This is a genomic window from Adhaeribacter arboris (assembly GCF_003023845.1).
Taxonomy (GTDB): domain Bacteria; phylum Bacteroidota; class Bacteroidia; order Cytophagales; family Hymenobacteraceae; genus Adhaeribacter; species Adhaeribacter arboris.
The window spans coordinates 3,419,644-3,445,441 of sequence record NZ_PYFT01000001.1 but is presented as its reverse complement, the minus strand read 5'-3'; the positions used below and the strand labels follow the sequence as shown (position 1 = coordinate 3,445,441).

The 25,798-nt window shown below is 41.9% G+C and carries 26 protein-coding genes; 14 read left to right on the top strand and 12 right to left on the bottom strand.

The features are described from left to right. Positions 1-24: 24 nt before the first annotated feature. Positions 25-1,113 (bottom strand): polysaccharide deacetylase family protein, encoded by a 1,089-nt coding sequence (locus tag AHMF7605_RS14465; protein WP_106930452.1) that lies wholly within the window; start codon positions 1,111-1,113, stop codon positions 25-27. A gap of 79 nt (positions 1,114-1,192) precedes the next feature. Further along, positions 1,193-1,726, bottom strand: coding sequence for a 5' nucleotidase, NT5C type (locus tag AHMF7605_RS14460; RefSeq protein ID WP_106930450.1), 534 nt, complete (start codon positions 1,724-1,726; stop codon positions 1,193-1,195). Positions 1,727-2,014: 288 nt separating this feature from the next. On the opposite strand from AHMF7605_RS14460, the gene AHMF7605_RS14455 reads away from it, so the two are divergent. The 5 genes from AHMF7605_RS14455 (at position 2,015) to AHMF7605_RS14435 (ending at position 6,997) form a co-directional block, all read left to right on the top strand. Then, entirely contained in the window at positions 2,015-2,755 is a 741-nt protein-coding gene (locus tag AHMF7605_RS14455; RefSeq protein ID WP_106930448.1) for a nucleotidyltransferase, read from the top strand. Positions 2,756-2,760: 5 nt separating this feature from the next. Beyond that, positions 2,761-3,555 carry a metallophosphoesterase family protein gene (locus AHMF7605_RS14450; protein WP_106930446.1) on the top strand — a complete coding sequence of 265 codons (795 nt, stop codon included), beginning with the start codon at positions 2,761-2,763 and terminating at the stop codon, positions 3,553-3,555. 550 nt (positions 3,556-4,105) lie between these two features. Then, entirely contained in the window at positions 4,106-4,921 is an 816-nt protein-coding gene (locus tag AHMF7605_RS30175; protein ID WP_199200239.1) for a hypothetical protein, read from the top strand. A 244-nt stretch (positions 4,922-5,165) separates the two neighbouring features. Then, the gene (locus tag AHMF7605_RS14440) at positions 5,166-6,350 is read left to right on the top strand and encodes an XdhC family protein (protein WP_106930444.1); all 1,185 of its coding nucleotides are present in this window, start codon (positions 5,166-5,168) and stop codon (positions 6,348-6,350) included. Between the two features lie 8 nt (positions 6,351-6,358). Further along, positions 6,359-6,997 (top strand): nucleotidyltransferase family protein, encoded by a 639-nt coding sequence (locus tag AHMF7605_RS14435; RefSeq protein ID WP_106930442.1) that lies wholly within the window; start codon positions 6,359-6,361, stop codon positions 6,995-6,997. Between the two features lie 20 nt (positions 6,998-7,017). On the opposite strand, the gene AHMF7605_RS14430 is transcribed toward AHMF7605_RS14435, so the two are convergent. After that, the gene (locus AHMF7605_RS14430; protein ID WP_106930440.1) at positions 7,018-7,320 is read right to left on the bottom strand and encodes a DUF3817 domain-containing protein; all 303 of its coding nucleotides are present in this window, start codon (positions 7,318-7,320) and stop codon (positions 7,018-7,020) included. A 100-nt stretch (positions 7,321-7,420) separates the two neighbouring features. Between AHMF7605_RS14430 and AHMF7605_RS14425 the strand changes: the two genes are divergently transcribed. After that, on the top strand, positions 7,421-8,293 hold the full coding sequence (locus AHMF7605_RS14425; RefSeq protein WP_106930438.1) for a glycoside hydrolase family 16 protein: 873 nt from the start codon (positions 7,421-7,423) through the stop codon (positions 8,291-8,293). 103 nt (positions 8,294-8,396) lie between these two features. Continuing rightward, a complete protein-coding gene (locus AHMF7605_RS14420; RefSeq protein WP_106930436.1) occupies positions 8,397-9,389 on the top strand; it encodes an MBL fold metallo-hydrolase in 993 nt (330 codons plus the stop codon). Positions 9,390-9,605: 216 nt separating this feature from the next. On the opposite strand, the gene typA is transcribed toward AHMF7605_RS14420, so the two are convergent. Further along, on the bottom strand, positions 9,606-11,411 hold the full coding sequence (gene typA / locus AHMF7605_RS14415) for a translational GTPase TypA (protein ID WP_106930434.1): 1,806 nt from the start codon (positions 11,409-11,411) through the stop codon (positions 9,606-9,608). Positions 11,412-11,693: 282 nt separating this feature from the next. Between typA and msrB the strand changes: the two genes are divergently transcribed. The 3 genes from msrB to AHMF7605_RS14400 all read left to right on the top strand — a co-directional run bounded on the left by msrB (position 11,694) and on the right by AHMF7605_RS14400 (position 13,237). After that, a complete protein-coding gene (msrB, locus tag AHMF7605_RS14410; protein WP_199200238.1) occupies positions 11,694-12,242 on the top strand; it encodes a peptide-methionine (R)-S-oxide reductase MsrB in 549 nt (182 codons plus the stop codon). A gap of 334 nt (positions 12,243-12,576) precedes the next feature. Beyond that, positions 12,577-12,855, top strand: coding sequence for a hypothetical protein (locus tag AHMF7605_RS14405; RefSeq protein ID WP_233219100.1), 279 nt, complete (start codon positions 12,577-12,579; stop codon positions 12,853-12,855). 16 nt (positions 12,856-12,871) lie between these two features. Continuing rightward, on the top strand, positions 12,872-13,237 hold the full coding sequence (locus AHMF7605_RS14400; RefSeq protein ID WP_146153590.1) for a hypothetical protein: 366 nt from the start codon (positions 12,872-12,874) through the stop codon (positions 13,235-13,237). 117 nt (positions 13,238-13,354) lie between these two features. Here the strand turns inward: AHMF7605_RS14400 and AHMF7605_RS14395 are convergent, their stop codons facing one another. Further along, on the bottom strand, positions 13,355-13,897 hold the full coding sequence (locus tag AHMF7605_RS14395; RefSeq protein ID WP_106930428.1) for a hypothetical protein: 543 nt from the start codon (positions 13,895-13,897) through the stop codon (positions 13,355-13,357). Between the two features lie 230 nt (positions 13,898-14,127). Here AHMF7605_RS14395 and metG point away from each other — a divergent pair, with 230 nt between their 5' ends. The 4 genes from metG to AHMF7605_RS14375 all read left to right on the top strand — a co-directional run bounded on the left by metG (position 14,128) and on the right by AHMF7605_RS14375 (position 18,581). Next, positions 14,128-16,167, top strand: a complete 2,040-nt coding sequence (gene metG, locus AHMF7605_RS14390) for a methionine--tRNA ligase (protein ID WP_106930426.1) — start codon at positions 14,128-14,130, stop codon at positions 16,165-16,167. Positions 16,168-16,300: 133 nt separating this feature from the next. Beyond that, positions 16,301-17,551: a hypothetical protein gene (locus tag AHMF7605_RS14385; RefSeq protein ID WP_106930424.1), complete on the top strand. Its 1,251-nt coding sequence runs from the start codon at positions 16,301-16,303 to the stop codon at positions 17,549-17,551. A 440-nt stretch (positions 17,552-17,991) separates the two neighbouring features. Continuing rightward, positions 17,992-18,195, top strand: coding sequence for a type II toxin-antitoxin system VapB family antitoxin (gene vapB, locus AHMF7605_RS14380; RefSeq protein WP_106930422.1), 204 nt, complete (start codon positions 17,992-17,994; stop codon positions 18,193-18,195). Next, on the top strand, positions 18,195-18,581 hold the full coding sequence (locus tag AHMF7605_RS14375; protein WP_106930420.1) for a type II toxin-antitoxin system VapC family toxin: 387 nt from the start codon (positions 18,195-18,197) through the stop codon (positions 18,579-18,581). Before vapB ends, AHMF7605_RS14375 begins: the two co-directional genes overlap by 1 nt. A 370-nt stretch (positions 18,582-18,951) precedes the next feature. Here the strand turns inward: AHMF7605_RS14375 and AHMF7605_RS14370 are convergent, their stop codons facing one another. From AHMF7605_RS14370 to AHMF7605_RS14340, 7 genes are all read right to left on the bottom strand, one after another. Then, complete coding sequence (locus tag AHMF7605_RS14370; protein WP_106930419.1) at positions 18,952-20,232, bottom strand: Y-family DNA polymerase; 1,281 nt, start codon at positions 20,230-20,232, stop codon at positions 18,952-18,954. After that, positions 20,216-20,665 (bottom strand): LexA family protein, encoded by a 450-nt coding sequence (locus AHMF7605_RS14365; RefSeq protein WP_106930417.1) that lies wholly within the window; start codon positions 20,663-20,665, stop codon positions 20,216-20,218. The genes AHMF7605_RS14370 and AHMF7605_RS14365 overlap by 17 nt, the downstream gene beginning before the upstream one ends. Positions 20,666-20,774: 109 nt before the next feature. Further along, the gene (locus tag AHMF7605_RS14360) at positions 20,775-21,698 is read right to left on the bottom strand and encodes an aspartate carbamoyltransferase catalytic subunit (protein WP_106930415.1); all 924 of its coding nucleotides are present in this window, start codon (positions 21,696-21,698) and stop codon (positions 20,775-20,777) included. Positions 21,699-21,701: 3 nt separating this feature from the next. Further along, positions 21,702-22,253: a bifunctional pyr operon transcriptional regulator/uracil phosphoribosyltransferase PyrR gene (gene pyrR / locus AHMF7605_RS14355; protein WP_106930413.1), complete on the bottom strand. Its 552-nt coding sequence runs from the start codon at positions 22,251-22,253 to the stop codon at positions 21,702-21,704. Between the two features lie 648 nt (positions 22,254-22,901). Continuing rightward, on the bottom strand, positions 22,902-23,339 hold the full coding sequence (locus AHMF7605_RS14350) for a hypothetical protein (RefSeq protein WP_146153589.1): 438 nt from the start codon (positions 23,337-23,339) through the stop codon (positions 22,902-22,904). A 92-nt stretch (positions 23,340-23,431) separates the two neighbouring features. Then, entirely contained in the window at positions 23,432-24,919 is a 1,488-nt protein-coding gene (locus tag AHMF7605_RS14345) for a hypothetical protein (RefSeq protein WP_106930409.1), read from the bottom strand. 280 nt (positions 24,920-25,199) lie between these two features. Further along, positions 25,200-25,604 carry an EVE domain-containing protein gene (locus AHMF7605_RS14340; RefSeq protein ID WP_106930407.1) on the bottom strand — a complete coding sequence of 135 codons (405 nt, stop codon included), beginning with the start codon at positions 25,602-25,604 and terminating at the stop codon, positions 25,200-25,202. Positions 25,605-25,798 lie beyond the last annotated feature (194 nt).

The following is a 25,798-nucleotide window of genomic DNA, read 5'->3' as shown; positions in this document are numbered from 1 at the left end:
CTTTTTGTCTATTCTCGGGTAAATTTATCGTTTCTGTTCCAGTTGTTGATTGGTAACTTGGGAGCGGCGCTGCATCAATTCCCGCCAGGTAGTAAGCACAATTTTTTCGTCCTGCAAGGTCTTGCGTAAACCTGGGTCCAGCATAGCCAGCAGATCGCCGTGGCGGGTTGGCCCAGAATTAGAAATATGCTGAAATACTTCGGTGGGAGCCGTGCAATGCATAATCATCATGGTAACGCCCGGTTTTAGACCCTTTATACCGGCTATATATTGTTGTACTTTAAATTGCCGCAGGTTCTCGGGAGTGACCGGAGTTGTAGCGGGTAAATGCCAGCCATAACTTGTATTGTGTAAATCGTCGAGTACGGGTAAGCCCGCTTGCCAAACTTTTTCGCCTATGGCTTTCGCCTGCGTGGCAATAGCGGGGGTAGGAACGGCCATTCCTGCCTGGTATTTACCCTGGCTTTTTAACTCGGCAATGGTTTCGTTTTGAAGTTGCTGTAAAAGTAAAGTATTATGGCCGCCGGGCAGCATAACCGGAATCTGGTTTTCGACCCCAACTTTAATATATCGTTCTAAAAAAGCCGGCGAAGCAAATAAGGTACCCATGTGCGAATCCAGGTGAGTAGGTTGAAAGCCCATGGTCTGGGCTCGGGCAAGTTGCGCCCGGATTTCTGTTTCTACTTCATCGGCTTTGGCGTGTTGTACCACGTCGGCGACGCTCGGCCACAAAGCTCCTTCGGTATCAATTAAAGTTGGAGTGCCGGCCGTACCAGCGAGGGGTGCCCAGCGGTAGTTTATCCATTCTGAGGTTAAAGTTAAATGCAAACCGGCATCTACCTGCGGGTGTTGCTTCAGGTATTTTATAAATCCAGGTACCCAAGGGCAAGGCATCATCACACTTACCGAGTTGGCTACCCCTTTTTCCAGCGCCTGAATAGCACCCTCGTTGGAGTCGTACGACATGCCGGCATCATCCACGTGTAAAATCAGGACTCGTTCCCCTTTCTTATAACCTAATTTTTCCGCGTAAGTAGTTTGGCTAAAACCGGTAGTAGTAATGTTACCTGTAATAAGTAAAAAGAGCAATATCTTTCTGAGTAACGCTACCATAAACTTTTAAGCTAAGGTTAAATAGTAAGTAGGATAAAGAAATAAGCCGATAAAATACAGGTTAAGGGTAGCTAGCAGGTTAGTGCAAAAAATAGGCAGCTACTTCTTGCCAGTTGTTCAGGCGCGTATAGCCGGTAACGTGCGCGTTATGCGGAGCCGTAAAAAGTAAACCCGTACCGGTAAAAGTTTTTAAGTTGCGGTCCAAGTCATCGAGTAAGTAATCGGCGCGGATAATACTTTTATCGCCGCAAAAAACAATATTCTTCCAGGTGATAAAAGGCAGGTGCTTTTTTAACCAATTGTACTTAGGCGTAAACGAATGCTCGAACTCCAAAGCGGCGGTGGTAATAAAAATTTCGTAACGTTGATGCAGTTGTTCCACTACCTCCAGACTACCGGCAATAGGTTCTAAATCTTTAAAGAAATTGGGTTGGTGCGGGTACTGCTTTATCGCCTCTAAGCGCTCGGGCGGTACGGTATTAGTTAAGTTACGACCAGGTAAGCGCAAATCCGAAAGGTCTTCCTGAAATTCTTGTTGATAAAGTTCTATAAAACGACCAATTGCATCGGTCATAACATCATCCATATCAATGGCAATACGTTTTTTGTTCATCGTTTTTAGTTAGGAGTAAAATTCTGATAACCCGTTTTGGCTTTTAAAAGTACATAAAGGAACGAAATCTCTGAAATCAAAAAGCAGGATTCTGTCAATTTACCCCATTATCTACTCGAGCCAAGCTTTACTGGTATTTATTTTAACTTCTTCGGGAATGGCTTACAACAAATCTGTTGGAAATAAGTAAATGTACTACTTTACTTTATTTGGAGTGAGGTATTGGGTACTGAATGGCTTTATAAGTGTTTTTGCTGTTTAATAAAGCCGAGCAATCAATAAAATTATATGATACAAGAAGACGAATTACAAACGGCTGCACATAACTTTTTTGCGGAGGCATTACGTTTACTCTCCGAAAGCGAAATCCCTTTTTTGGTAGGAGGTGGGTTGGCCTTGCGCCAATATACCGGTATAATTCGCGATTTAAAAGATTTGGATTTGTTTTGTAAAGCGGGCGATTACGCCCGAATTTTAAAATTTTTTGCTGAGCATGGCTTTGCTACCGAACTAACGGACGTACGCTGGCTAGCGAAAGTTTATAAAAATAATTATTACATCGATATTATTTTTAATACGGTAAACAACATCTGCACTGTGGATGATACGTGGTTTGACCATGCGGTAGCCGGCGAAGCGTACGGGGTAACCATAAAGTTTATTCCGGCCGAAGAACTATTGTGGTGTAAAGTTTACGTACAAAACCGCGAACGCTACGATGGCGCCGATGTCAACCACATTATTGTAAAACACGGGCACTTACTCGATTGGAACCGCATCTGGACCCGGCTCGAACAACATTGGCATTTACTGCTGGCCCAGGTTTTACTTTTTCAGTTTGTGTACCCAACGGAGCGCGATCTTGTTCCCCGCTGGTTGTTCGACACGTTAATAGAAAAAGCCAAAGGTCAGTTTGATTTGCCTTTACCCGTAGAAAAAGTTTGCCTCGGACCCATTATCGATCAGACTCAGTACCGAACCGATATTGTAGATGCGGAGTATAAAGTAATTACCATTAAAACTGTTTAACCAACATGGAAAATAACAAGCAGCAAAACCCCATCCGGATTGCCGCCGTGGGCGATATTCATGTAAAAGAAACCGATCAGGGCAAATGGGTAGAATATTTCCGGACGATCTCGGCGCAAGCGGATATTTTATTGCTTTGCGGCGACCTCACCGACACGGGGCACCTGGCCGAAGCCGAAGTATTAGCGCAGGAGTTAAAAGCCTGTACCATCCCGATCATTGCCGTATTGGGTAATCACGATTACGAGCGGGACCAGCAGAAAACCATTAAAAAAATGCTGGAAAACGATAAGGTTCACATTCTGGATGGCCAGACGGTGGTGCTGCACGGAATTGGTTTTGCTGGCGTAAAAGGTTTTGGCGGTGGTTTTGATAAGCACATGCTGTCGATGTTCGGCGAACCCATGATTAAAAGTTTCGTGCAGGAAGCCGTAGACGATGCTTTGAAACTCGACCGGGCCTTAGCGCACCTCGACGTAGATTATATAGATATACCTAAAATTGTAGTGTTGCATTATGCGCCTATTAAAGAAACGGTAGTAGGAGAGCCACCCGAAATTTTTCCGTACCTGGGCTGCTCGCGTTTAGTGGAGCCCATTAACCGGCGCCAGGTGTTAGTTGCTTTCCACGGCCACGCGCACGTAGGTACTTTAGAAGGCGCTACTTCGGCGGGAGTAAAAGTATTTAACGTGGCCAAGCCAATTTTGCAACGCGAAGGATACGAAGTGCCTTTTTACCTGTACGAGGTAGAACTTAAACCAGAACCAGCTACCCAGGAAGTAGTCAGCCAGCAAGGATGAAAAAACAACAAAGGCAAGTGTAATGACTTGCCTTTGTTGTTTAATATATTTCCCGGAAGCAGAACTACTATTTTTGCGAATAATTCAGGTTGTAGTACATCGAGAGCCTGAAAGACTACGTACGCATTGTTACCGCCAACTTATCGCGAAGCAAACCACTACTTCTTTAGAAAAAATGCTGCCTCGAGGGCCAGATTTTGCGCATTCATTGTTCTTTTATGGTAGCCTTGAACAAAATTGATACATCGCATGCCCACTCACATAGCAGTAGCAGGAAAAGAATTACTCATTGGTCGTCATTATAAACATGTTACCAAGCAAGTGCTGCGTTAAATATTATATTTTGTTGTTTCTAAACTCTTTTATCTAATTAAGATGTAAGCGAAAATAAGTTTAAAACGTATAGCAATATCAGCTAATTTGATCTGCTGCTGAATTTAAATAATTAATTCCTTCCATGTCATTTTTGGTAAGTTTCCAAGAATGCCATGCGGTTTTTTCGGGTTCATTCTTAATATAGCTTTTCATAAAATTAAAGTGTAAAATGGAAATGATTTCAAAATTAATAAGCGCGATGAGTAGTAGTATTTATAAGTATATTGGTGCCATAAACAAGACCTGCATTGTTTTACTTCCTGCCGTACTATTATGGGCAACATCGCAAATAAGCTTTGCCCAAACAACCACAAAAGTGGAAGTACCCGATTGGGCCCTCCCCGGATCTGCCACGCATAAACAAGTACCACCCCCTTTGGATTTTCACCGGCCTACTCGTACAGAGAATAAACGCATTGGCATATTTGAAGGCCAGAGCGACGTTGGAGCGGCATTGGTACCGGGTTCTTCCAGTTACAATCCTGCTACCAAGCAGTACACCATCACCTCGGCCGGCTATAATGTATGGTATACGCGGGATGAATTCCGATATTTATGGAAAAAAATGTCCGGTGATGTATCGTTGGCCGCTGATATTGCCTTCCCGGATAAAGAGGGCTACGCTGACCGTAAAGCTATTCTTATTATTCGCCAGAGCTTGGAAGATGATTCTAAAGAAGCCATGGTGGCCCTGCATGGTGCGGGCCTGATACACCTGGCTTACCGGCCAGAAAAAGGAGCAAACATGAAGGAAATGCGGGTTGACCAAAAAGGGGCGCTTCGCCTGGGCATAGAAAAGCGGGGAAATGCCTTTGCCGTTTTTACTAGTATGAATGGCGAACCCATGAAACAGTTCGGCGAACCTATCCAGGTACCATTCAAGGGGCCATTTTATGTTGGTATCGGTTTTTGTTCGCATCTGCCGGACAAAGCGGACACGGGAATACTTTCTAATGTGGTTTTAGAGAATACGGCCGGTAAGATTCGATAAAAGACGAAAGCGGTAGCAAAGGAAATTTTTTATCTGAATTAAGTTCTGTTGCAGGATAATACAGAATTCAATCTTCTTAAAAAAACAAGCATGCTTTGTAGAATACCGCGAAATTTTATGTATTTCCATAAATTTCAATTCCCTAAATCAGGCTTTAAAGTAAAACTAACAGCTTGCTCCAGGTAAATTATTTTGCATTTGCACGTATATTTTTCGGTAATGGCTTATATTCGCCATTAGTCCCATGAAAGAGATACAGGATATTGTTCGGGCTTATGGAGTAGCCCGCCAGTTAAATAAGAAAACTGCTCTGGCAACGGTAGTACAGGTAGAAGGGTCGGCGTACCGGCGGCCCGGCGCCCGGATGTTGGTAACCGAAGACGGAGAATTAACGGGTGCCATTAGTGGCGGTTGCCTGGAAGGAGATGCTCTACGCAAAGCCCGCTTGGTAATGACCCAGCAAAAAGCTTTATTGGTAACCTACGATACCACCGACGATGACGATTCCCGTTTAGGGGTGGGTTTAGGTTGCAACGGTATTATTCAAATTTTAATCGAACCCATTGTAGCCGAAGATTTAAATAACCCGATTGCTTTACTTTCGGCGGTTATCAGTCAGCGGCAGCAAGCCGTAATTATTACTTTGTTTTCGCTACAAAATCGCTTGGGTTTTCAGCCCGGCACCTGTTTGTTGCTACCCGAAAAAGGTGATAAACGCGGCGATAAATATCCCCTTGAATTAAGTGAACTGCTGGAAAAAGAAGGAAACCAGGTATTGCAAAGTAAAAAATCTCTTATCCGGAATTATCAATTACAAGATAAGGTGTTAAGCGCTTTTGTAGAATATCTACATCCGCCGGTTTCAGTTATTGTTTTGGGGGGCGGTAACGATGTACAGCCGCTGGTACAAATGGCGAGTATTCTGGGCTGGTCGGTAACGGTAATCGATGGGCGTACTAATTACGCGGTCAAAACCCGGTTTCCTACTGCCGACAAAGTATTGGTAGCCAAACCCCAGCAAGTGCTGGAAAATATAACGGTAGATGCGCAAACCGTTTTCCTGCTCATGACCCATAACTATAATTATGACCTGGCCATGCTCCGGCAATTACTACCTTTGCCGGTAGTATACGTGGGGGTTTTAGGACCCAAAAAGAAATTAAATCAGATGCTAGAGGAACTGGAATCCGATGGAATGGAAATTACTCCGGACCAAATGCAGAAGATTTACGGTCCGCTTGGTTTGAATATTGGGGCTGAAACACCCGAAGAAATTGCCTTATCGGCTATCTCAGAAATAAAAGCAGTACTTGCCGGTAAAGAAGGTACTTTCCTGCGCCAGAAACCGCAAGCTATCCATGAGAGGTCGGTGGTCAATACACCCATTCCTGTAGGGAGTTCGCAACCGGTTTCGGATGAAGTAATTTAAGTATTACTATGGCAACAACGGGATTAGTTTTATTAGCAGCAGGAGCTTCCGTTCGCTTAGGCCGCCCGAAACAAAATTTAAATTTTCAAGGCCAAACCTTATTGCAGCATGCCGTGCAGGTAGCCCAACAATCGGGGAGCAACCCTATAATGGTAGTGCTGGGCGCTCAAGCCGATTCCTTACGAGCTCAATTAAATTTTCTGGATATTCATATTCATATTGTGGAGAATAACGAGTGGGAGGAAGGCATGAGTGCTTCTATCCGGCATGGTTTAGCAGCTTTACTAAAAGTGGCACCTCTCGTAGAAAATGTAATTTTAATGCTCTGCGATCAGCCATTTGTATCCAGCCAACTGCTCCAAGAATTAATCACTCACAAAGAAAATAGCTCCCAACAAATAATTGCCTGTACTTACCAGGATACAGTGGGTACGCCGGTATTATTCAATAAACAATTTTTCCCGGAACTGCTGGCTTTATACGGTAACCAAGGCGCCAAAAAACTGCTTTATCAGCATTCGAAGGCGGTAACTACTATTCCATTTAAGTTAGGTTCATTTGATATCGATACCGTAGCGGATTACACGGCCTTGCAGCATTATCTGTCCGGGGATAGTAAAAATCCGGAAACATTGTTAGAAGATTAAGCCGGAATAAAAAATATTCTTTATCCTTGCGCTAATTGCTCTTCGTGCCGTAAGCTTTTATCAAAAATAAAGGTTCCGAAAGGCACCAGCGAAGCTAAAAAAGCCAGCAACGCCCGCCCGAAGGACCACCGCCGCGCTACCCATACGTGCAGTAAGGCCAGCCCAAATAAAATAAATAATACGCCGTGCGCCCAACCTACTACTTTTACTACTTCCGGAATTCCTGCCCAATGCTTTAAAGGCATGGCTATGCCCAGTAAAATTAAATACGAGATACCCTCTATAATCCCTACTACTCTAAACCGTCGGATTGGTGTTTGCATGTATGCTATCTTTAATTATTTTCTCTGGCAAAGGTAAGTACTGCCTGCTAAAGCAAAAAATTCAGGAGAAGTTCTTACTTTTAAAATTTACTTTTAAACTATGAAACTACTTGCGGCACTTCTTACAATAGTATTTACTTCCTTCATTTCTTTCAACTTAATTGCTCAACCTAATTCAGCTAAGCAACCTGCCAAAATTAAAAAAGATGCTGGCTGGCAGTTAATATGGGCCGATGAATTTAACACTCCTGGCCGGCCAAACCCAAATAACTGGAATTTTGAAAAAGGATTTGTCCGGAACCTGGAAGCCCAAATATATCAACCGGAAAATGCCTGGTGCGAAAATGGCTATCTGATTATTGAAGCTCGCCGGGAACAAAAGCAGAATCCTGCTTACCAAGCCAATAGTACGGATTGGCGAACCAACCGCGAGTTTGCGGCTTATACTTCAGCTAGCCTGACTACCCAGGGAAAACACCAATGGCAGTATGGCCGTTGGGAAATGCGCGGCAAAATAGACATCCGACCGGGCATGTGGCCGGCTTTCTGGACTTTAGGAGTTTCCGGCGAATGGCCCCGCAACGGGGAAATAGATATTATGGAATACTACCGCGACTCCTTACTAGCCAATGTAGCATGGGGCACAGCTAAACAATACCAGGCCAAGTGGAGTACCACCAAAAAAGCTATTACTTCTTTCAACGACCCAAATTGGGCGCAAAAATTTCATGTCTGGCGAATGGACTGGGATGAAAAATACATCCGGCTGTACGTAGATGGTTTATTATTAAATGAAGTAAATTTAACTAAAACCGTTAATCAAGATGGAACCGGTATAAATCCTTTCCACCAACCGCAATACATGCTTTTAAACCTGGCGATTGGTGGTGCCAATGGTGGCAATCCTTCTAAAACTACTTTTCCGGTCCGGTTTGAAGTAGATTACGTGCGGGTTTACCAGAAATCTAAATAGAAATAAATTTAGGTGTTCTTAGTTTAGAGTTTTCTGTTTATTAAACAGGTAATAACATCTTTTGCTTATTCTTGTTACGCTATTTTAACTCCTACTTCCTGGTATGTATAACTCTAAGAACTTCAACGGTAAGCAATTCGTGAACCCGGTGCCCACAACGGTTTCCAAGCCCGGTACTTTCTGGAATACCATATGGGAATTTATGGTGGGTCGCGAGCAAAGAGTCCCGGCTCGGAAAATAGGCCCGTTTACTACAGATACACAGGAGTTAAAAAGAACGGCATCGGATAAAATTCGCGTTACCTGGTTTGGGCATTCTTCAGTTTTGTTGGAAATAGAGGGTAAACGCTTTTTAACCGATCCGGTTTGGGGTTCGCGTAGTTCACCCGTAAATTTTGCCGGACCTGCCCGATTCTTCGCCCCTACTATTCCGCTCCAAGATTTACCACCTCTGGACGGCGTTATTATTTCGCATGATCATTACGATCATTTTGATCCGGTGGCTTTAAAAATTTTAAGCCAAACTGGTATTACTTTTTACGTGCCTTTAGGGGTAGAACAGCATTTCCGTAATTGGCAATTACCTGCCGGTAAAGTTGTTTCTTGTGATTGGGGCGACACGGTATCGTTGCCTAATGGTTTTAACTTGTATTGCACTCCGGCGCGTCATTTCTCCGGGCGGGGATTAAAACGGAATAATACTTTGTGGGCTTCGTGGGTAATTACTAGTCCGCAGTACCGGGTATATTACGGTGGCGACTCGGGTTATTTTCCGGGATTTAAAGAAATAGGTAACACCTACGGTCCTTTTGATTTAACCCTACTGGAAATTGGGGCTTATCACGAAAACTGGGGCGAAATTCACATGGGACCAGCTAATGCCTTACAAGCGCATCTGGATTTGAAAGGCAAACTATTGCTGCCTATTCATTGGGGTTTGTTTAACCTCGCTTTCCACGCCTGGACCGCACCCGTAGAAGAATTAGTAACATTAGCTCAAGAACAAGGTGTATCGTTATTTTTACCCGTTCCCGGAGAACCAACTATATTGCCCGAACAAAACTTAAATACTAATTGGTGGGCAGCGTATAAATAAAACTAAGGGATACCATTTGGATTTTACCTTTTATTTTAATGCTTAAAAGGCAAGAATGTAAAATTGCTTCAGATAAATAAAATCTGAATTTTAAATTCTTGCCTTAAGTATCAAGCGAAAGCCAACAGAAAGTTTAAACAAAAAAGGTGAATCCAACCCGGATTCACCTTTTTTGTTTAGCTAGCAACGAACAACGATTAACTAACAACTAAGCAGTTAATCATCTTTTCTTTCGTAGCGTTTCCGGTCATTTTCGTCGAGGTAAATTTTTCGCATCCGGATGCTCTTCGGCGTTACTTCCAGGTACTCGTCTTTCTGGATGTATTCCATGGCTTCTTCCAGCGAGAACTGTAGCTTAGGTACAATCCGAACGTTATTATCGGAGCCGGAAGCGCGCATGTTGGTAAGCTGCTTGCCTTTCTGAATATTTACGGTTAAGTCGTTGCCGCGGCTATGCTCGCCAATTACCTGTCCCATGTAAACTTCTTCGCCGGGTTCCACAAAGAATACGCCTCTATCCTGTAATTTATCAATCGAATAAGCGGTACCCGGACCCGTTTCCATCGCAATCAGGGAACCGTTAATACGGCCTGGAATGGTGCCTTTGTATGGTTCGTAGCTTTGGAACCGGTGGTTCATGATGGCTTCGCCGGCAGTAGCCGTTAATACGTTATTGCGTAGACCAATTAAACCGCGGGCCGGAATATTAAACTCTAAATGCTGCAAATCACCTTTCGGCTCCATAATGGTTAACTCGCCTTTCCGCTGCGTTACCAATTCAATAACCTTTCCGGCGGTTTCTTCGGGCACGTCTACTACTAAATGCTCGATAGGTTCGTGGCGCTGACCATCAATATCTTTAAACAACACTTGTGGCTGACCTACCTGCAATTCATAACCTTCGCGGCGCATGGTTTCAATCAATACGGATAAGTGCAGAATACCCCGGCCATATACCAGGAATGTATCTTCTTTATCGGTTTCTTCTACGCGCAGAGCCAGGTTCTTCTCGGTTTCTTTAAATAAACGATCCCGTAAGTGGCGGCTGGTTACAAATTTACCTTCTTTACCAAAAAACGGGGAGTTGTTGATGGTAAACAACATGTTCATCGTCGGTTCATCAATGGAAATCCGCTCCAACGGTTCCGGATTTTCGAAATCCGCTAAAGTATCGCCAATATCAAAACCTTCGATACCGGTAATAGCGCAAATTTCGCCGGAAGAAACAGATTCTACTTTTACCCGGCCTAAACCTTCAAAAACGTTCAGTTCTTTAATTTTTACTTTTTTAATACTGCCGTCGCGCTTGCATAAGCTCATGTTAGTCCCTTCTTGCAAAGTGCCGCGGTGAACCCGGCCAATGGCAATCCGGCCCACGAATGAGGAATAATCCAAGGAGGTAATCTGCATTTGCGGCGTACCTTCGCGGGTAGGAGCCGGCGGAATTACCTCGATAATGGCTTCAAAGAGGGGTATAATATTGTCGGTCTTTTCTCGCCAATCGCGGCTCATCCAGCCTTGTTTAGAAGAACCGTATAAAGTAACAAAGTCTAATTGGTCTTCGGTGGCATCCAGGTTAAACATCAGGTCGAATACCTGTTCGTGCACTTCGTCGGGACGGCAGTTTTCTTTATCTACCTTGTTTACTACTACAATGGGTTTCAGGCCCAACTGAATAGCTTTGCTCAATACAAAGCGGGTTTGCGGCATAGCTCCTTCAAAGGCATCTACCAGCAGCAGCACGCCATCCGCCATTTTTAAAACGCGTTCTACTTCTCCCCCAAAGTCGGCGTGACCAGGAGTATCGATAATATTGATTTTTACATCTTTATAACGAACAGAAACGTTTTTTGAAACAATGGTAATACCACGTTCGCGTTCCAGATCGTTATTATCCAGAATCAGGTCGTCGAAGTGCTGGTGGGCGTCAAATATTTTAGAAGCGTGAATAATTTTATCGACCAGCGTGGTTTTGCCGTGGTCAACGTGGGCGATAATCGCAATATTTCGAATACTTTGCATCGGTAATTTTATTGAAGCCGCAAAGGTACGGATTTTTATATAATTTTAGTAAGTCCCTTTATTTTAAGTTTCTAATTAACAAAAGGATAATCTGCGGGGTTCCGTTTTAGCTACCCGAAAACCAATCCAACAGGTTCATTATTTGCGTATATTACTAATAAAATAGAACAAACAAATTAAGTAACCTCAGAAGTAAAATCCGCGCATCTTAGTAAAAACCGGCTTTTTAGCTGCTTGCCCGGGTAGTGCTAACAAGGTTCAAAATAGACTATTTAAAATCAGATGAAAGCAATTGTATATGTCATGGCGGCCGTTTTACTATCGGTAACCGCTTGTGCGCAATCCGGTAAAAAAGCTCCGGCCGGCGAAACAACCGCCGAGGCCGGTCGTGAACCGGTACCAACCAGTAAAGTAAATAAATTAAATAAGGCCGGTCAGCCCGATAAAGTGGTCAAGACCAATGCCGAATGGAAAGCTATTTTAACTCCTGAACAATATTACGTGTTGCGCGAAAAAGGCACGGAGAGGGCTTTTACCGGTAAGTACAATCATAATGTAGATAAAGGCATCTACAAATGTGCGGCCTGCGGCCTGGAGCTATTTTCGTCCGAAACTAAATTTGACTCCGGCACGGGTTGGCCCAGCTTTTATAAACCGTTAAATAATAAAAATGTAAAAGAAGAACGGGATATGAGTTTAGGCATGGCTCGTACGGAGGTGTTATGTAGCCGTTGCGGTGGCCACTTAGGGCATGTATTCGATGACGGACCTAAACCTACCGGACTGCGTTACTGCCTTAATAGCGTTGCTTTGGCCTTTGAGAAGAAGTGAATTAGTCCATGGTCGATGGTCCATAGTCCACGGAAGTTTATAGTTAAATGGTTAGTTGATTGAATGGTTAACTAGCTTTTTGGAAACGTTGGATTTTAGAAATTCGAGAGAAGATTATCAAATTTGACGGAAAAGCACCTGTTAGAAGCGGGTGCTTTTTTATGGATATCACCTCCCACAAAAGCCTATTTTTCATACCCATCTTACTTTAATCATTCAACCATTCAACTATAAACTTCCGTGGACTATGGACCATCGACCATGGACTAATAAATAACTAATACCCCACGAGGCGCGTACATCCAAATCAGAACAAACTATACTTTTTAAAATAATGGAAAATTTAACCTCCCCTACGAATAACATCGAAAATACCACTAACTTAATTATGCAGGCATTCCGGCATTTTAAGGTTCAGGCAAATGAGGTGTTAACTTACGAGCAGTTAATTCCTTATTTGGAAGAACACGACGAGCACAATCATTTTAAAGATGTACAAAGAGAGGCTGAGTTTCACTTGACCAAAGAGGCTTATGCTACCCCGGATGCTGCCGGATTACGCTTAACGCCGGTAGGATATAATACCTTGCAAGAGAATAAAGAAGTAAAATAGTGGTGATAAGTCAAGCATGAACCGCCCAAATCTAATGCGTAGCGGTAAAAGTACTGCGTTCTATCTGATAATGGTAGGAGGGTTGGGTTGCTGCTTGGCAGGTTGCAGTTCGGCCCGCGAAACCAACGAAACAACGGACGAACCTATTGAGGTAACCACCCCGGCCACCATAGAAACCGATGAACAGCGGCAACAAATCTATAATAACGGGGTGGGCAGTAATCCGGAGCAGTTGCCTAAGCCCAACTTAAGTGATCGGGCCAGCGAAGTTAACCGCAAAAGAAATATTGAAGATAATAGTACGGATAGGCCCGGTTTAACGCCCAACGAAGTACGGCCGCAGGAAATAAGAACCCGTACGGATACCGTACCGGGTGGGTAACTGATGATATAGTAGGTAACCCGAACGGTTACAATTAAAAGTCTTACCAGAAGAAAAGCCTACTTGGTATGTTCCTCTGGTAAGACTTTTAATTGTATAATAATTTAAAAATAATTTTTATTGAGAAGCCTCCACCGAAGATTCCTGCTGGGCAGGTTCAGCAGGGGTTAAAGTTACTTTACGCGGCCGGGTAGAAGCTGGTTTTTTTGCCACCGTAGGAGCCTCGGTTTTCTCTTGACTACCGGCGTCAGGGCTGCCGTTATTTGTAGGTTCAGAAGCAGATGTCGGCGATGATTCAGGCGTTTCATTTGGTTCGGTGTTGTCGCTGGCGTGGCTATCTGTTTTCGCTTTTTTCTTTCCTTTTTCTTTTTTACCGCTTTTGGGTTCTTTCTTACCAGTAATTGCTTCTTCGGCACTTTCCACGGTGGATACAATGGAGTTCAGGACATCATTCATCACAAATTCCGAACCTTCGTGTAATTTCTGTTTGGCTTCTTTCAGCACGTTTTTAATGGTGGTTTGCGTTTCGTTTTTTATGTCGCGCACCAGCGTTTTCATTCTTTTATTAAATTCTCGTTGTAGTTCCTTCGAACCTAGTTTATTAGTGGCGCTAGCAGAACTTTTCTTTTTGCCTGTTTTTTTCTTTTCCGGTTTTTTCATAATGAGTAAAAGCGCTTTTATGCGCTTGCTATACGGGTTGGTTTAGTATAAGTCAGGATACGAAATATCGTATTATTTTACCTTATTTAATATTAAATTTCTGTTATTTTTTTAGTTGATATTTGGTTCTTACCGAAATACTACGGGAACTCCGGATTGTTTAGCTACTAGTAAGCGCTTCGACAAAATCACGAAGCAATTTTCTATCTTTGCACCCCAACTTGTAAAAAATGGACTCAAAATATAAACGTTATACCGTTACGGCGGCTTTGCCTTACGCCAACGGTCCGGTACACATTGGTCACTTAGCCGGAGTATATATACCCGCCGATATTTACGTGCGCTATTTGCGCTCGAAAGGTGCCGACGTAAAATTTGTTTGCGGCTCCGACGAGCACGGGGTACCTATTACTATCCGGGCGCAGAAAGAAGGTATTACGCCGCAGGAAATCGTTGATAAATACCACAAGCAAATTAAAGATGCTTTCGCCGAGTTTAATATTTCTTTCGATATTTATTCGCGCACTTCTAACGACACGCACCATCAAACTGCCTCCGAATTTTTTACCAACCTCTACGAAAAAGGAGTATTTGAAGAAAAAACTTCCCAGCAATACTTCGACGAAAAAAGTCAACAATTTCTCGCCGACCGGTACATTGTGGGTACCTGCCCGCGCTGCGGCAACGAAAATGCTTACGGCGACCAGTGCGAAAAATGCGGTTCCTCTCTTAGTCCGACGGAGTTAATTAATCCCAAAAGTATGCTGAGCGGCGAAAAACCGGTGTTAAAAGAAACCAAACATTGGTATTTGCCGCTGGATAAATACGAAGATTGGCTGCGCGAATGGATTGTAGAAGGGCATAAAAACGATTGGAAAACCAACGTATACGGCCAATGTAAATCCTGGATTGATGGTGGTTTGCAGCCTCGCGCCGTAACCCGCGATTTAGATTGGGGTGTACCCGTGCCCCTGGAAGAAGCTAAAGGCAAAGTATTGTACGTGTGGTTCGATGCCCCCATCGGTTATATTTCGGCCACTAAAGATTTAACGCCTGATTGGAAAACTTACTGGCAGGACCCCGAAACCAAACTGGTACATTTTATCGGGAAAGATAACATTGTGTTCCACTGCATTATTTTTCCGGTAATGTTAAAAGCGCACGGCGACTATATTTTACCCGATAACGTACCCGCCAATGAGTTTCTGAACCTGGAAGGTGATAAAATTTCCACTTCGCGGAACTGGGCGGTTTGGCTGCACGAGTACCTGCAGGATTTTCCGGGCAAAGGCGACGTGCTGCGCTACGTGCTGTGCGCCAACGCTCCCGAAACCAAGGACAACGATTTTACCTGGAAAGATTTTCAAGCCCGCAACAACAACGAACTGCTGGCCATATTCGGGAATTTTGTGAACCGGGCATTGGTGCTTACCCATAAATATTTTAACGGCCTGGTACCTGATAAAGGTGATTTAACCAATTTGGACCGCGAGGTTTTAAGCCAGTTTGAAACGTATCCGGATAAAGTTGCGGCCGCCCTGGAGCAGTACCGGTTTAAAGAAGCCCTGCAGGAAGTAATGAATCTAGCCCGGTTAGGTAATAAATACCTGGCCGATACCGAACCCTGGAAATTAATTAAAACCGACGAAGCTCGCGTAAAAACAATTTTAAATATTGCGCTGCAAATTGCCGGGTCTTTAAGTATTCTAATAGAACCGTTTTTACCTACTTCGGCGCAAAAATTAGCCGATATGCTCAATATTCACCTGGGTAAATGGTACGAAGCCGGCATGTCGGAATTTATTATTCCGGCTCACTCGCTGGGCGAAGCAAAATTGTTATTCGAGAAAATTGAAGATGCTACCGTAGAAGCCCAGGTACAAAAACTACTCGACACCAAACAAGCCAATTTGCTCGCCAATTCGGTGGCGGAACCCGCTAAGGAGAACATTTCTTTCGACGATTTCTCGAAAATAGATATTCGAGTCGGTACCATTTTAGAAGCGGAAAAAGTAGCTAAAACCAAAAAATTGCTGAAATTAAAAATTGATACCGGCATTGACCAGCGCACCATTGTGAGCGGCATTGCCGAATATTTTATTCCGGAGGCGATAATTGGCCAGCAAGTAGCGGTACTCGTAAATCTAGCCCCCCGCGAAATCAAAGGTATCCAGAGCCAAGGCATGATTCTGATGGCCGAAAACGCCGATGGCTCGTTGGCCTTTGTGCAACCTTCCACGGTGGTAAAGAACGGCGGCACGGTGTCTTAATTTAGATTTAGTAAATTTTTTGAAAGCTGCGTTGGTGTAAGAGCTGGCGCAGCTTTTTTGTTTCAATATTATTTTGAATTACTTTTTAATAATTATGGATATAAATAGTTAGATTTCTAATAAATAGATATTTATGAAAGCTAAGCTTAAATTAGAAAATAAAATTAATATTGCTATTCTTCTAGAAAAACTGAATGAGATTTCTACATTAAATGAAAATAATACTGTAGCTTTTGATGCTTTCGAATATGAGAAACTAGAATGGGTCTTTTTAGCGTTACTAGAATTTCAAGGTGTATATAGCATTGAGGCAAAAAAAAACATTCTGCAAAATACATTTAGGCAATTAGTGCTCAAAAAAAGGTTTGATAAAGAAATCTTTTATGAAATTTTAAGTAATCAAATTCAAAAGCATAATAAACAACCAGAAAAGCATTATTATTTACTGACTTCATTATCTGTAAAAGAATTACCAATAAGAAAACTTACTGTTGATAACAGTCAAATAATAATTACTGGGAAAAATTTCCCAAAAAAATTTAGAAGTCATAGAAATAATATTCGTAAAACTCACAATGATAATGATAATTACATTAAAATTGTAGTTGCAACAAAAGGCCGCGATTTTAAAGATGCTTACGAAAAAGCTTATAGGAGTTTGGAAGTATTTAGAGCTTTGCTTTGCCTAATACTCAACTCTAATCTTGAGTTGCGCTTTGGATCCCACTCAGCAAACCCGATTAATAAAGTCAGACAAGGAGAATTTTCTACTTTACATCTTGAAAATGGTTTTTGTGCAGATAGCAGCAATTATTGGTTTGAATCTAACTATAAAGTTGTTAAAACGTTAGAACTTAATGCAGAAAAAAGAATAAAGCTTAAGACTAATATTAAATGGCTAATTAAAAGGTATAACTTATGTATAGAAAAACATAAAAATACCTTAAGCAAAGCTTTGAATATCTATGTAAGTGCATTTGATGAATCCAATAAGTATATATGTTTTCTCGGAGCTTGGACAGCATTAGAAACCATTTTGAAGGCTGACCAAAATGAGTTACTGATAAAGCGTTGTACCGCTATGTACAGTGAAGAACATAAGCAAGTCCAGAAGCAAATTTTAGAGGGATTAAGAATTTACCGCAATGAGTTTGTTCATGAAGGAAATAATGGATTAGACCCTTTTGTAGCTTGTTTTTTTATTCAAGAATTTATATATAATTTGATAATTAGATTCAATTTTAAATTCGCAGGTTTTTTCAATACTATTGATGAAGCAACTATGTTTTTAGATAGTTATAACTTTAACCTAAAAGAGTTAAAGATTAGGAAAAAAAATATAGATAAAGCAATTAACTTGAAAGAGAAAAATATGAAGAGTTAACAAGGAGGAATTATAGTTAATTCCTGCTTTGCGTAGAGTTTGCGTAAGCAGTCTGTACGCAAAGCAGGAAGGCAAATCTCCTGGTTAGCGTGTTGAATTAGCAACTTGATTTAGTTAAACTCTTTAACAAAGCATATTCTAAACAAAGGAGGTATCTTAGCAATGTATTTCCAGTAACGCCAATAAGGAGATTGGTTGTCCGAAAGTGAGGAGAGTGCTTGGCTAACTCTCCTCACAGCAATGGAGCATTTAAACTTGATATACAGCATGAGTCGTTTACTCAAAAAAGTCAGAAGACAAATTGAAAGAATGTATTAATGCTAATAGGCTAGTTGGTTTTCACTGTTATCTATAGACCGCCTGATAACCATACGAAAAACGGATAGTTTAATAAAGAGAACAGCAATAACAAAATTTCGTATATTCAACAAAAATCTATTATGAGTGATATTCAATTATACAACAAGATATCTTCTTTGCCTACTGACTTAAAGAAAGAAGTTTCGGATTTTGTTGATTTTCTAAAGCAAAAATCAAAAGCAAAAAAGAAGATTCAGGAACGTAAATTTGGCTATGCGAAAGACTTTTTTAAAGTGTCACCTGACTTTGATGAACCGCTGGATGATTTTAAAGAGTATATGTAATGGAGTACCTCCTAGATACACATACTTTTATTTGGTTTATTAACGGCGATAATTTACTTCCTGAAAACGTTAAAGATCAGATTAAAAATATTGATAACAAATGTTACATCAGTATTGCCATTCTTTGGGAAATTGCCGTTAAAGTGAGCCTTGACAAGCTGGAACTTAAAGCAGATTTCAATAATATCGCTGAGTTTCTAACAGCTAATGATATTGAAGTTCTTCCAGTTACCTTTGAACATTTACAGAAGTTATTAAGATTAAAATATCACCATCGTGACCCTTTTGATCGAATAATCATCGCACAAGGCATAGCGGATAAATTAGTTATTCTAACAAAAGATGAGAATTTTAAGAAATATCGGGTAAAAATAACATGGAAGTAAAGTCCTGTTGCGGGTAGAGTTCGCGTCAGTAAGCCCTACGTATTTCCAAGCAGCCAATTTCTGATTAGCGTGTAGGACTAGTAAACCGGTTTGCCTAGATTTTAATCAAAATATATTTTAAAGTACGACTTATGCCATGCGTAGAGTTTGCGTAAGCAGTCTCTACGCATTTCCCGGAAAGTCAATCTCCTGATTGGCGTGTTGAACTAACAAGTTGATTTAGTTAAGTATTTAGCAAAGCATATTCTAAACCAAGAAGTATCTCGAAAATGTAGTTCCCGTAACGCCAATCAGGAGATTGGCTATCCTAAAAGTGGGGAGAGCGCTTGGCTAACTCTCCCCACAACCGTGAGGTTATTTTATTAAATCTTTAAATCTTTACCACTAATAGTTCCTTCCAGTGCGTAGAATAGCGCGGGCTCATCCGGCTGAGATTCATTCGCCAGTCTTTTTTAGTACCGGTAGTAGCATAGCCTACCATATTCATGGCCCATTCATTTTTACCCATTTTGGCATTTAATTTATCCAGAGCCTGCATTAGTTTCTGGCTTTTACCTCGGTCGGTAGTATCAAACAAATCGGTTTGCACTTGATGCTCCGGAATAATCTCGGATAAAATAATGCCGGCTTTTTTATACGCGTATCCACTTTGAAAGATTTGCCTTAGACCTTGCAAGACGTATCGGATCAACTCGCCGGTATCGGCTGAGGCATTGGGTAATGAGATAGTAGTGGCCCGATGGTATTGCGGCGCCTGCGCCGAAAATTTATTGGTCCGGATAAAAACAGAAACGGCTTTCGCTGCGCTACGTTGCAATCGTAATTTTTCAGCAGCGCGGGAAGTATAGGTAGCTACAGCCTCTTGCAGTTCAGGGAGGCAGGTAATGTATTGGGAAAAAGAACGGGTACAAGCAATATTTTTTCGCGTTTGTTCCTCGGTTACATCTAATTCCTGGCACGGAATACCGAGTAATTCTTGTCGCAGCCGCACGCCTACTACGCCCCCCATGTATTTGTATACCCAACCAGGACTACGGTCTACCAGATCGGCGGCCGTGTAAACCTGGTGCTGGTGCAATTTAATAGCATAACGCCGGCCTATGCCCCAGATAGCTTCTACTGGCAAATGTTGCCGGGCGGTTGCTTGTTTTTCCGGTGTGTCGAGCAAGGCTACACCGTTGTAAGTGGAGTTCTTTTTGGCTAGATGGTTGGCTACTTTTGCTAAAGTTTTAGTAGGAGCTATACCTACGCATACGGGTATGTTTAAGTGCTGCCCAATGGTTTGCCGGATGGTAGTAGCGTAAGCTTCCAGTTTGGCTGCCGGGAGGTGCTGTAAATCAACAAAGGCTTCATCAATAGAATAAACTTCAACCGGGCCGAAGGTTTTTAAGATCTGCATTACCCGCCGTGACATATCGCCGTAGAGCATAAAGTTAGACGAAAATACCCGTACGTTTTCGCGTTCAATAAGCGGACGCGCTTTAAATAAAGGTTCGCCCATTTTAATCCCTAAATCTTTTGCTTCCTGCGACCGGGAGATAATACAACCATCATTATTCGACAATACTACTACCGGCTTACCATTGAGCCACGGCTCAAATACCCGCTCGCAGGACACAAAAAAGTTATTGCAATCAATTAGCGCGATCATGACCGTATAGTTTATGTAATACGTGAACCACTACGCCCCATACTTCAAAACCCATATCCGGTACTATCTCCAGTGGCTGGTAACGTTCATTTTCCGGCCTTAAGAAAACTCTTTTACCTATGTAATGCAGCCGTTTTACGGTAAATTCTCCATGAACCAAAGCCAGTACAATGTTGCCGTGTACCGCTTTCAACGATTTATCTACCACAATAACATCGCGGTCGTAAATGCCGGCATTTTGCATGGAATCACCGCTCACTGTCACGAAAAAAGTAGAAGCGGGGTGTTTTACGATAAACTCATTTAAATCTAACGTTCGTTCGGTGAAATCAGCGGCCGGTGAGGGGAATCCGGCGGGTACATTATGTTCATAAAGTCGTACCCGCACCTGGCTGGGCTGACTAATCGGGAAAGAGGCAGAAAGAATTTCCATAGTATAGTTAGCGAATAGAGGATATATTGCTAAATATACTGGCAAAAACTAAAATATGTTCTTTTTGTTACTAAATATTTTAGTTTAAAATATAGTTTGTTCTTATTACTTACACGCGGGAAGCGAGCAGATACAAAACTGCCATCCGGATAGCAACGCCATTTTCTACTTGATTAAGGATGATAGCTTGCTGAGAATCAGCGGCATCACTGCTTAATTCAACCCCGCGGTTAATAGGACCGGGGTGCATAATCACGATTTCTTTGTTTAAGCTATCCAGTAATTTTTTATCAATGCCGTAATATAAGGTATATTCCCGCAAAGACGGGAAATACTTCATTTGCTGCCGTTCCAACTGAATTCGCAGCACATTGGCTACATCGCACCACTCCAGAGCTTTACGCACGTTTAATTCTACTTTCACGCCTAAAGCACTAATGTAACGGGGCAGCAAGGTAACCGGGCCGCAAACCATAACTTCCGCCTTTAATTTTTGTAAGGCAAAAATATTAGAAAGGGCTACCCGCGAGTGCAGAATATCGCCGATAATAGCGATTTTTTTACCGGCTACTTCGCCTAGCTTTTCCCGGATAGAGAAGGCATCCAGCAAGGCTTGGGTAGGATGCTCGTGGGTGCCGTCGCCGGCATTTACAATATTGGCTTTTATGTGTTTCGACAAGAAATGCGGCGCCCCGGCGCTGGCGTGGCGCATTACAATCATGTCTACTTTCATGGCCAGAATATTATTAACCGTATCAAGCAGGGTTTCGCCTTTTTTTACGGAACTGCCACTGGCCGAAAAATTAACAATATCGGCGGATAAACGTTTTTGCGCCAGCTCAAACGAAAGCCGGGTGCGGGTAGAATTTTCGAAGAAAACGTTGGCAATGGTAATGTCGCGGAGCGAAGGTACTTTTTTAATCGGGCGGTTCAGAACTTCTTTAAAATTGTCGGCCGTTTCAAAAATTAACTGAATATCGGCGGGGGTAATTTCTTTAATTCCTAAAAGATGCCTTACGCTAAGTGCTTGCATGGATTACTTTTCTTCGGTTTTGGTAATAAGCCAAATATTATCTTCGGAGGTTTCGGGAGTGCGCCACTCTACCAGTACCCGCTGCGACGAGAGGGAATTTACGTGTTGTCCTACGTACGTAGCTTCGATGGGTAAGTCGCGGCTGTACCGGCGATCAATCAGAACTAATAATTCTACTTTGCGCGGCCGGCCATAAGCAATCATGGCATCGAGGGCGGCCCGAACGGAACGACCGGTATATAGCACATCATCTACCAGAATTACTTGTTGGTTTTCAATAATAAAATCAATCTGGGTTGCATTGGCCGTCAGCGGGCTTTCGCGGCGACGGAAATCATCGCGGTGAAAGGTAATGTCCAAGCGACCGGTGCGGATAGGCTTGTTTGTTATTCTTTCTAATATTTTCTGCAAACGCTCCGCTACAAATACTCCACGAGGCTGTAACCCTAAGATAACGGAATTGGAGAAATCGTGGTGATTTTCAATCAATTGCTGCGCCAGGCGTTCCAGCATTATTTGAAGCAACTGATTACTTACAATTAGTCTTTTCTGCATACCGACCAAAGATATCGGGCAAAGATAGGTATTTTTTTAGACCATAGTCCACCGTCCATAGTCGATGGAAAATTATTTTGGTTTCTAAACCAAGGAGTCACTTCCAGTATAGTTCATAGCGCAAGAACCATACTATACTGCTTTTTTAATAGGTACTGCATTATCTAAGCAAAGAAGGAAAGAAAATAGAGAGAAATAGAAAGACTAAGCTAAATGCTGTATAAAGGATACAATAAAATCTTCTTTGCTTCTTTTTTTCTAAACCTTCATTCTTATATTCTTCTAATTTTAAGTCAATCGCCTGCTTTCGATACTTAAACTAAAAGTAAATTAAAAGTAAAATAGGTAATCCAATTACAAAGGATAGCATTCGATTTATAAGTTTATCATTTCCTCTCAGGGCACTAATAAACTTATGCTTCACAAAGTGATTTAGAAAGAAGAAAATGGAAAAGAAGTTAAGCATAATTAGGGTTGCAGTCGAAAAAAGAGCTTTTCTCTTGGCATCACTAAATGAATTGCCTCTTCTATGTAACTCTCTTTGCCAAAAATAGAAGTAGGTCAAAAAGTTTAACATTACTTAAATTGTTGTCTGAATGATGTTCAAACAGCCGCGTGTAAACGATACGTTTGGCTATGGATAAGCTTTTATTTTTCTTTGTTTCTCATTACTCCTGCCGCAACATTTATGAAGAATAGTATCTGGCATAATAACCAGACCAACATTGCTATTGAGATAATCATAATAATTGTTTGGTATTGTTCATAGTTATAAAAGCTATTTCCAGATGTTCCATTTAATATATCAGGTTTAAGCGAAAAACCTGTTATCGAAAGTAGGCCTATACCAGTAACTAGAACATGCGCTATTGTCATCCAATAGATAAGTTTCTTTTTTCTAACTAACCAATAAAGTCCGCCGAAGCTTCCCAGAATAACTGACAAAAGTAATCCAAAATGGATTGGGTTAATTACAATGTATGTGTTATGTATCTGAATATCTATTGTGTTCCCTATTCTAGTTATTGCTAGAAGCAAAATCATTGGGATTAGCAGAAACATGAACCAATGAGGTTTATTCGCCATCGCATTGAACATTTATATTTTTTTAATTCTATAGCTTACCCCTAACTGGTAGATATCACAAACTCTGTGGACCATGGACTATCGACTAAAACCTACTTAAAAACAACCTTATTCAGGTAAAAAACATTACGTGCCGGACCGCCCGGTGGCCGGACCCGCTGGTAGCCGTAAGCAATAAAAACATTATTATACCACGACAACAAGCCGGTTCTTTCGGCCTCCGTTACTTTTTCGGATGAGTCATTGGCTAGCACCGCTACTTTGCTGTTATCTTTGGTAACGCTGTCTTGCTGGATGATTTTGTAGCGAATGTTTTTCTCGTCGCTGTACGCCATAATAATTTTGTCGCCGCTCCGAATTAGCTGCGTGTTTTCGATTAAATTTTCTTGCAAGGCATCTCTTAAAGTAAAGCTATTGTCCCAGATCAGTTTGCCTGTTTTATCGAAAGCACAGGCAATGGTATGGGTGTACCGATAACCGTCGAATACCCGGGCCAGCGGAGCCAAACCGTAACTGTAGGCGCTGGAAGTGCTATATTGCGGGTAATACGCTTCGGCTACTAACAACATGCCCTTTTCGTAGTAAATAATGTCGTGCAATAAAATCCGGTAACGAAGCCGGAAATCTTTGTCTTTGGCTTTAAAACGAGCCGCTTTCCGGTAAAGTCTTTCCCGGCGGCCTTTGCGCATGTAATCGAAGAAATGCCGGAAGGTTTTGAAATCGTAATAAATTATATCGCTTTGCTCGTTAAATAACTGGCTGGTAAAAATTCCCTGGGCGTAGCGCATGTCGCGCAGCGAGTAAGTACCCACCATTATTTTCTGACTACTGTCGCCGGGGCTCAACTGACTGGTAATTAAACTACGGTTAAGCTTCGACTGCAAAATCTTAATGCTGCGTAAATTACCAATCTTATCAAATCGTTTTACCTGCAAGCGGCCTATCCGGCCGTTCGATTCCGATAAAACAAACTCCGCCCGTTGGGTAGCGGTATCGGCGTTAAAAGTGGCTAGAGCATCGGATTTGTCGTACAAAGCCGGCAGCGTTCTAATTTGGTCGGTCTGTAAATCCAGATTTAATACGATTAAGTGGCGTAAATCGTAGGCGATTAAAAAAGCATTGTTATCCAGTACTTTAAAGCTCTCAATTTTTAAATCGGCGGGCAAATCGTATTCGCGTAAATCGTAGGTAACCTCGGAGTAAGCGGCGTTATAGCTGTTGATTCTCAAAAGGATAAACTCCCAGGGCTTATAGGTAAGAAAGAGAATATAAATGTAATTGCGATCGGCATAAATATGTTGCAGGCGGTAATCGTCCTGAATAGGGATTTGACCCGACCAGACTTTATTCAGCTGTTGGTCGAATTTAGAGAAAGTAAAGGTTTCTTTCGTGTTTATATCTGAGTAATCGTGCGCGTACACGAATAAGGTGCTGTCTTGTAAAGGATATACTTCAAAGTGCGAATCAGAAGTAGTAGCTTCAAACTCCACGCGGTTAGGCTGTACAGGTTCCTGGCTGTAAGCAATTGTCGATTGAAAAATCCAGAAAGTAAAGAATAAAAACCAGGTGATTTTCGACATCAAGAACCCTATTTCTTGGCTTAGTTAGATGAGAATAATGATTAATTTAATACTTATACGGCAGTTATGCAAAGGATGGAAAGTAGTTTGGTAAATATTTATCGAAAATTGAAATAGAATAAAAAGAACAGCAGAAGCAAATGGTCAAACCTTAATAATGGAAATAGTTCTTTTTTATTCTTGCGTTGCCCCGGCTTAAGCCAGAAGCAACGCAAGTAATAGCAAGCAAGTTTGACAATGCTTTAAAAATAATTTTATTGAACAAATCTAAATCTGCGGTTTAATTACCCAGGTCCAAAATAATATCGTACTCTTCGGGTTTAAGCGGTAAAACCGACAACCGCGATTGGCGCAGCAAGGCCAAGTTTTCGAGCCGTTGGTCTTTTTTAATCTGGTCTAAGGTTACGGGTTGTTTGAAATCACGGGTGGGCACTAAGTCTACGGTTTGCCAACGAATATCGTCGGAAGTAGGATCTTGGTAAGCTTCCCGGTCGACTTTGGCTAAACCTACTATGGCTTTTTCAGAGACACTGTGGTAAAATAAAACCGGGTCGCCGGTTTTCATTTGCACTAAATTGTTGCGCGCCTGAAAGTTGCGGACCCCGGTCCAGGAAGTTTTCCCGTCTTTTACTAAATCGGCCCAGGAATATGCTTCCGGTTCAGATTTTACGAGCCAGTACTGCATGCGTTCTTTATGAATTAAGTTTTGAATGATGGGTATGTGTTTAATGCGCGCAAGTTAAATAATAATAGTTGTTTGTCGATTAAATTATAGTAACTCAATACGATTGTAAAAATGCTGCCTATTGCCGCTAAAGATAGAAGAACTTTTTAGATAGTAGAATCAGCCTTATTTTTCCAGAACTATAGCCGGCAATA

Excerpts from the sequence above, each read along its gene's own strand:
- AHMF7605_RS14465 (WP_106930452.1), bottom strand. The coding sequence starts at position 1,113 with ATGGTAGCGTTACTCAGAAAGATATTGCTCTTTTTACTTATTACAGGT.
- AHMF7605_RS14460 (WP_106930450.1), bottom strand. The coding sequence starts at position 1,726 with ATGAACAAAAAACGTATTGCCATTGATATGGATGATGTTATGACCGAT.
- AHMF7605_RS14455 (WP_106930448.1), top strand. The coding sequence starts at position 2,015 with ATGATACAAGAAGACGAATTACAAACGGCTGCACATAACTTTTTTGCG.
- AHMF7605_RS14450 (WP_106930446.1), top strand. The coding sequence starts at position 2,761 with ATGGAAAATAACAAGCAGCAAAACCCCATCCGGATTGCCGCCGTGGGC.
- AHMF7605_RS30175 (WP_199200239.1), top strand. The coding sequence starts at position 4,106 with ATGATTTCAAAATTAATAAGCGCGATGAGTAGTAGTATTTATAAGTAT.
- AHMF7605_RS14440 (WP_106930444.1), top strand. The coding sequence starts at position 5,166 with ATGAAAGAGATACAGGATATTGTTCGGGCTTATGGAGTAGCCCGCCAG.
- AHMF7605_RS14435 (WP_106930442.1), top strand. The coding sequence starts at position 6,359 with ATGGCAACAACGGGATTAGTTTTATTAGCAGCAGGAGCTTCCGTTCGC.
- AHMF7605_RS14430 (WP_106930440.1), bottom strand. The coding sequence starts at position 7,320 with ATGCAAACACCAATCCGACGGTTTAGAGTAGTAGGGATTATAGAGGGT.
- AHMF7605_RS14425 (WP_106930438.1), top strand. The coding sequence starts at position 7,421 with ATGAAACTACTTGCGGCACTTCTTACAATAGTATTTACTTCCTTCATT.
- AHMF7605_RS14420 (WP_106930436.1), top strand. The coding sequence starts at position 8,397 with ATGTATAACTCTAAGAACTTCAACGGTAAGCAATTCGTGAACCCGGTG.
- typA (WP_106930434.1), bottom strand. The coding sequence starts at position 11,411 with ATGCAAAGTATTCGAAATATTGCGATTATCGCCCACGTTGACCACGGC.
- msrB (WP_199200238.1), top strand. The coding sequence starts at position 11,694 with ATGAAAGCAATTGTATATGTCATGGCGGCCGTTTTACTATCGGTAACC.
- AHMF7605_RS14405 (WP_233219100.1), top strand. The coding sequence starts at position 12,577 with ATGGAAAATTTAACCTCCCCTACGAATAACATCGAAAATACCACTAAC.
- AHMF7605_RS14400 (WP_146153590.1), top strand. The coding sequence starts at position 12,872 with ATGAACCGCCCAAATCTAATGCGTAGCGGTAAAAGTACTGCGTTCTAT.
- AHMF7605_RS14395 (WP_106930428.1), bottom strand. The coding sequence starts at position 13,897 with ATGAAAAAACCGGAAAAGAAAAAAACAGGCAAAAAGAAAAGTTCTGCT.
- metG (WP_106930426.1), top strand. The coding sequence starts at position 14,128 with ATGGACTCAAAATATAAACGTTATACCGTTACGGCGGCTTTGCCTTAC.
- AHMF7605_RS14385 (WP_106930424.1), top strand. The coding sequence starts at position 16,301 with ATGAAAGCTAAGCTTAAATTAGAAAATAAAATTAATATTGCTATTCTT.
- vapB (WP_106930422.1), top strand. The coding sequence starts at position 17,992 with ATGAGTGATATTCAATTATACAACAAGATATCTTCTTTGCCTACTGAC.
- AHMF7605_RS14375 (WP_106930420.1), top strand. The coding sequence starts at position 18,195 with ATGGAGTACCTCCTAGATACACATACTTTTATTTGGTTTATTAACGGC.
- AHMF7605_RS14370 (WP_106930419.1), bottom strand. The coding sequence starts at position 20,232 with ATGATCGCGCTAATTGATTGCAATAACTTTTTTGTGTCCTGCGAGCGG.
- AHMF7605_RS14365 (WP_106930417.1), bottom strand. The coding sequence starts at position 20,665 with ATGGAAATTCTTTCTGCCTCTTTCCCGATTAGTCAGCCCAGCCAGGTG.
- AHMF7605_RS14360 (WP_106930415.1), bottom strand. The coding sequence starts at position 21,698 with ATGCAAGCACTTAGCGTAAGGCATCTTTTAGGAATTAAAGAAATTACC.
- pyrR (WP_106930413.1), bottom strand. The coding sequence starts at position 22,253 with ATGCAGAAAAGACTAATTGTAAGTAATCAGTTGCTTCAAATAATGCTG.
- AHMF7605_RS14350 (WP_146153589.1), bottom strand. The coding sequence starts at position 23,339 with ATGGCGAATAAACCTCATTGGTTCATGTTTCTGCTAATCCCAATGATT.
- AHMF7605_RS14345 (WP_106930409.1), bottom strand. The coding sequence starts at position 24,919 with ATGTCGAAAATCACCTGGTTTTTATTCTTTACTTTCTGGATTTTTCAA.
- AHMF7605_RS14340 (WP_106930407.1), bottom strand. The coding sequence starts at position 25,604 with ATGCAGTACTGGCTCGTAAAATCTGAACCGGAAGCATATTCCTGGGCC.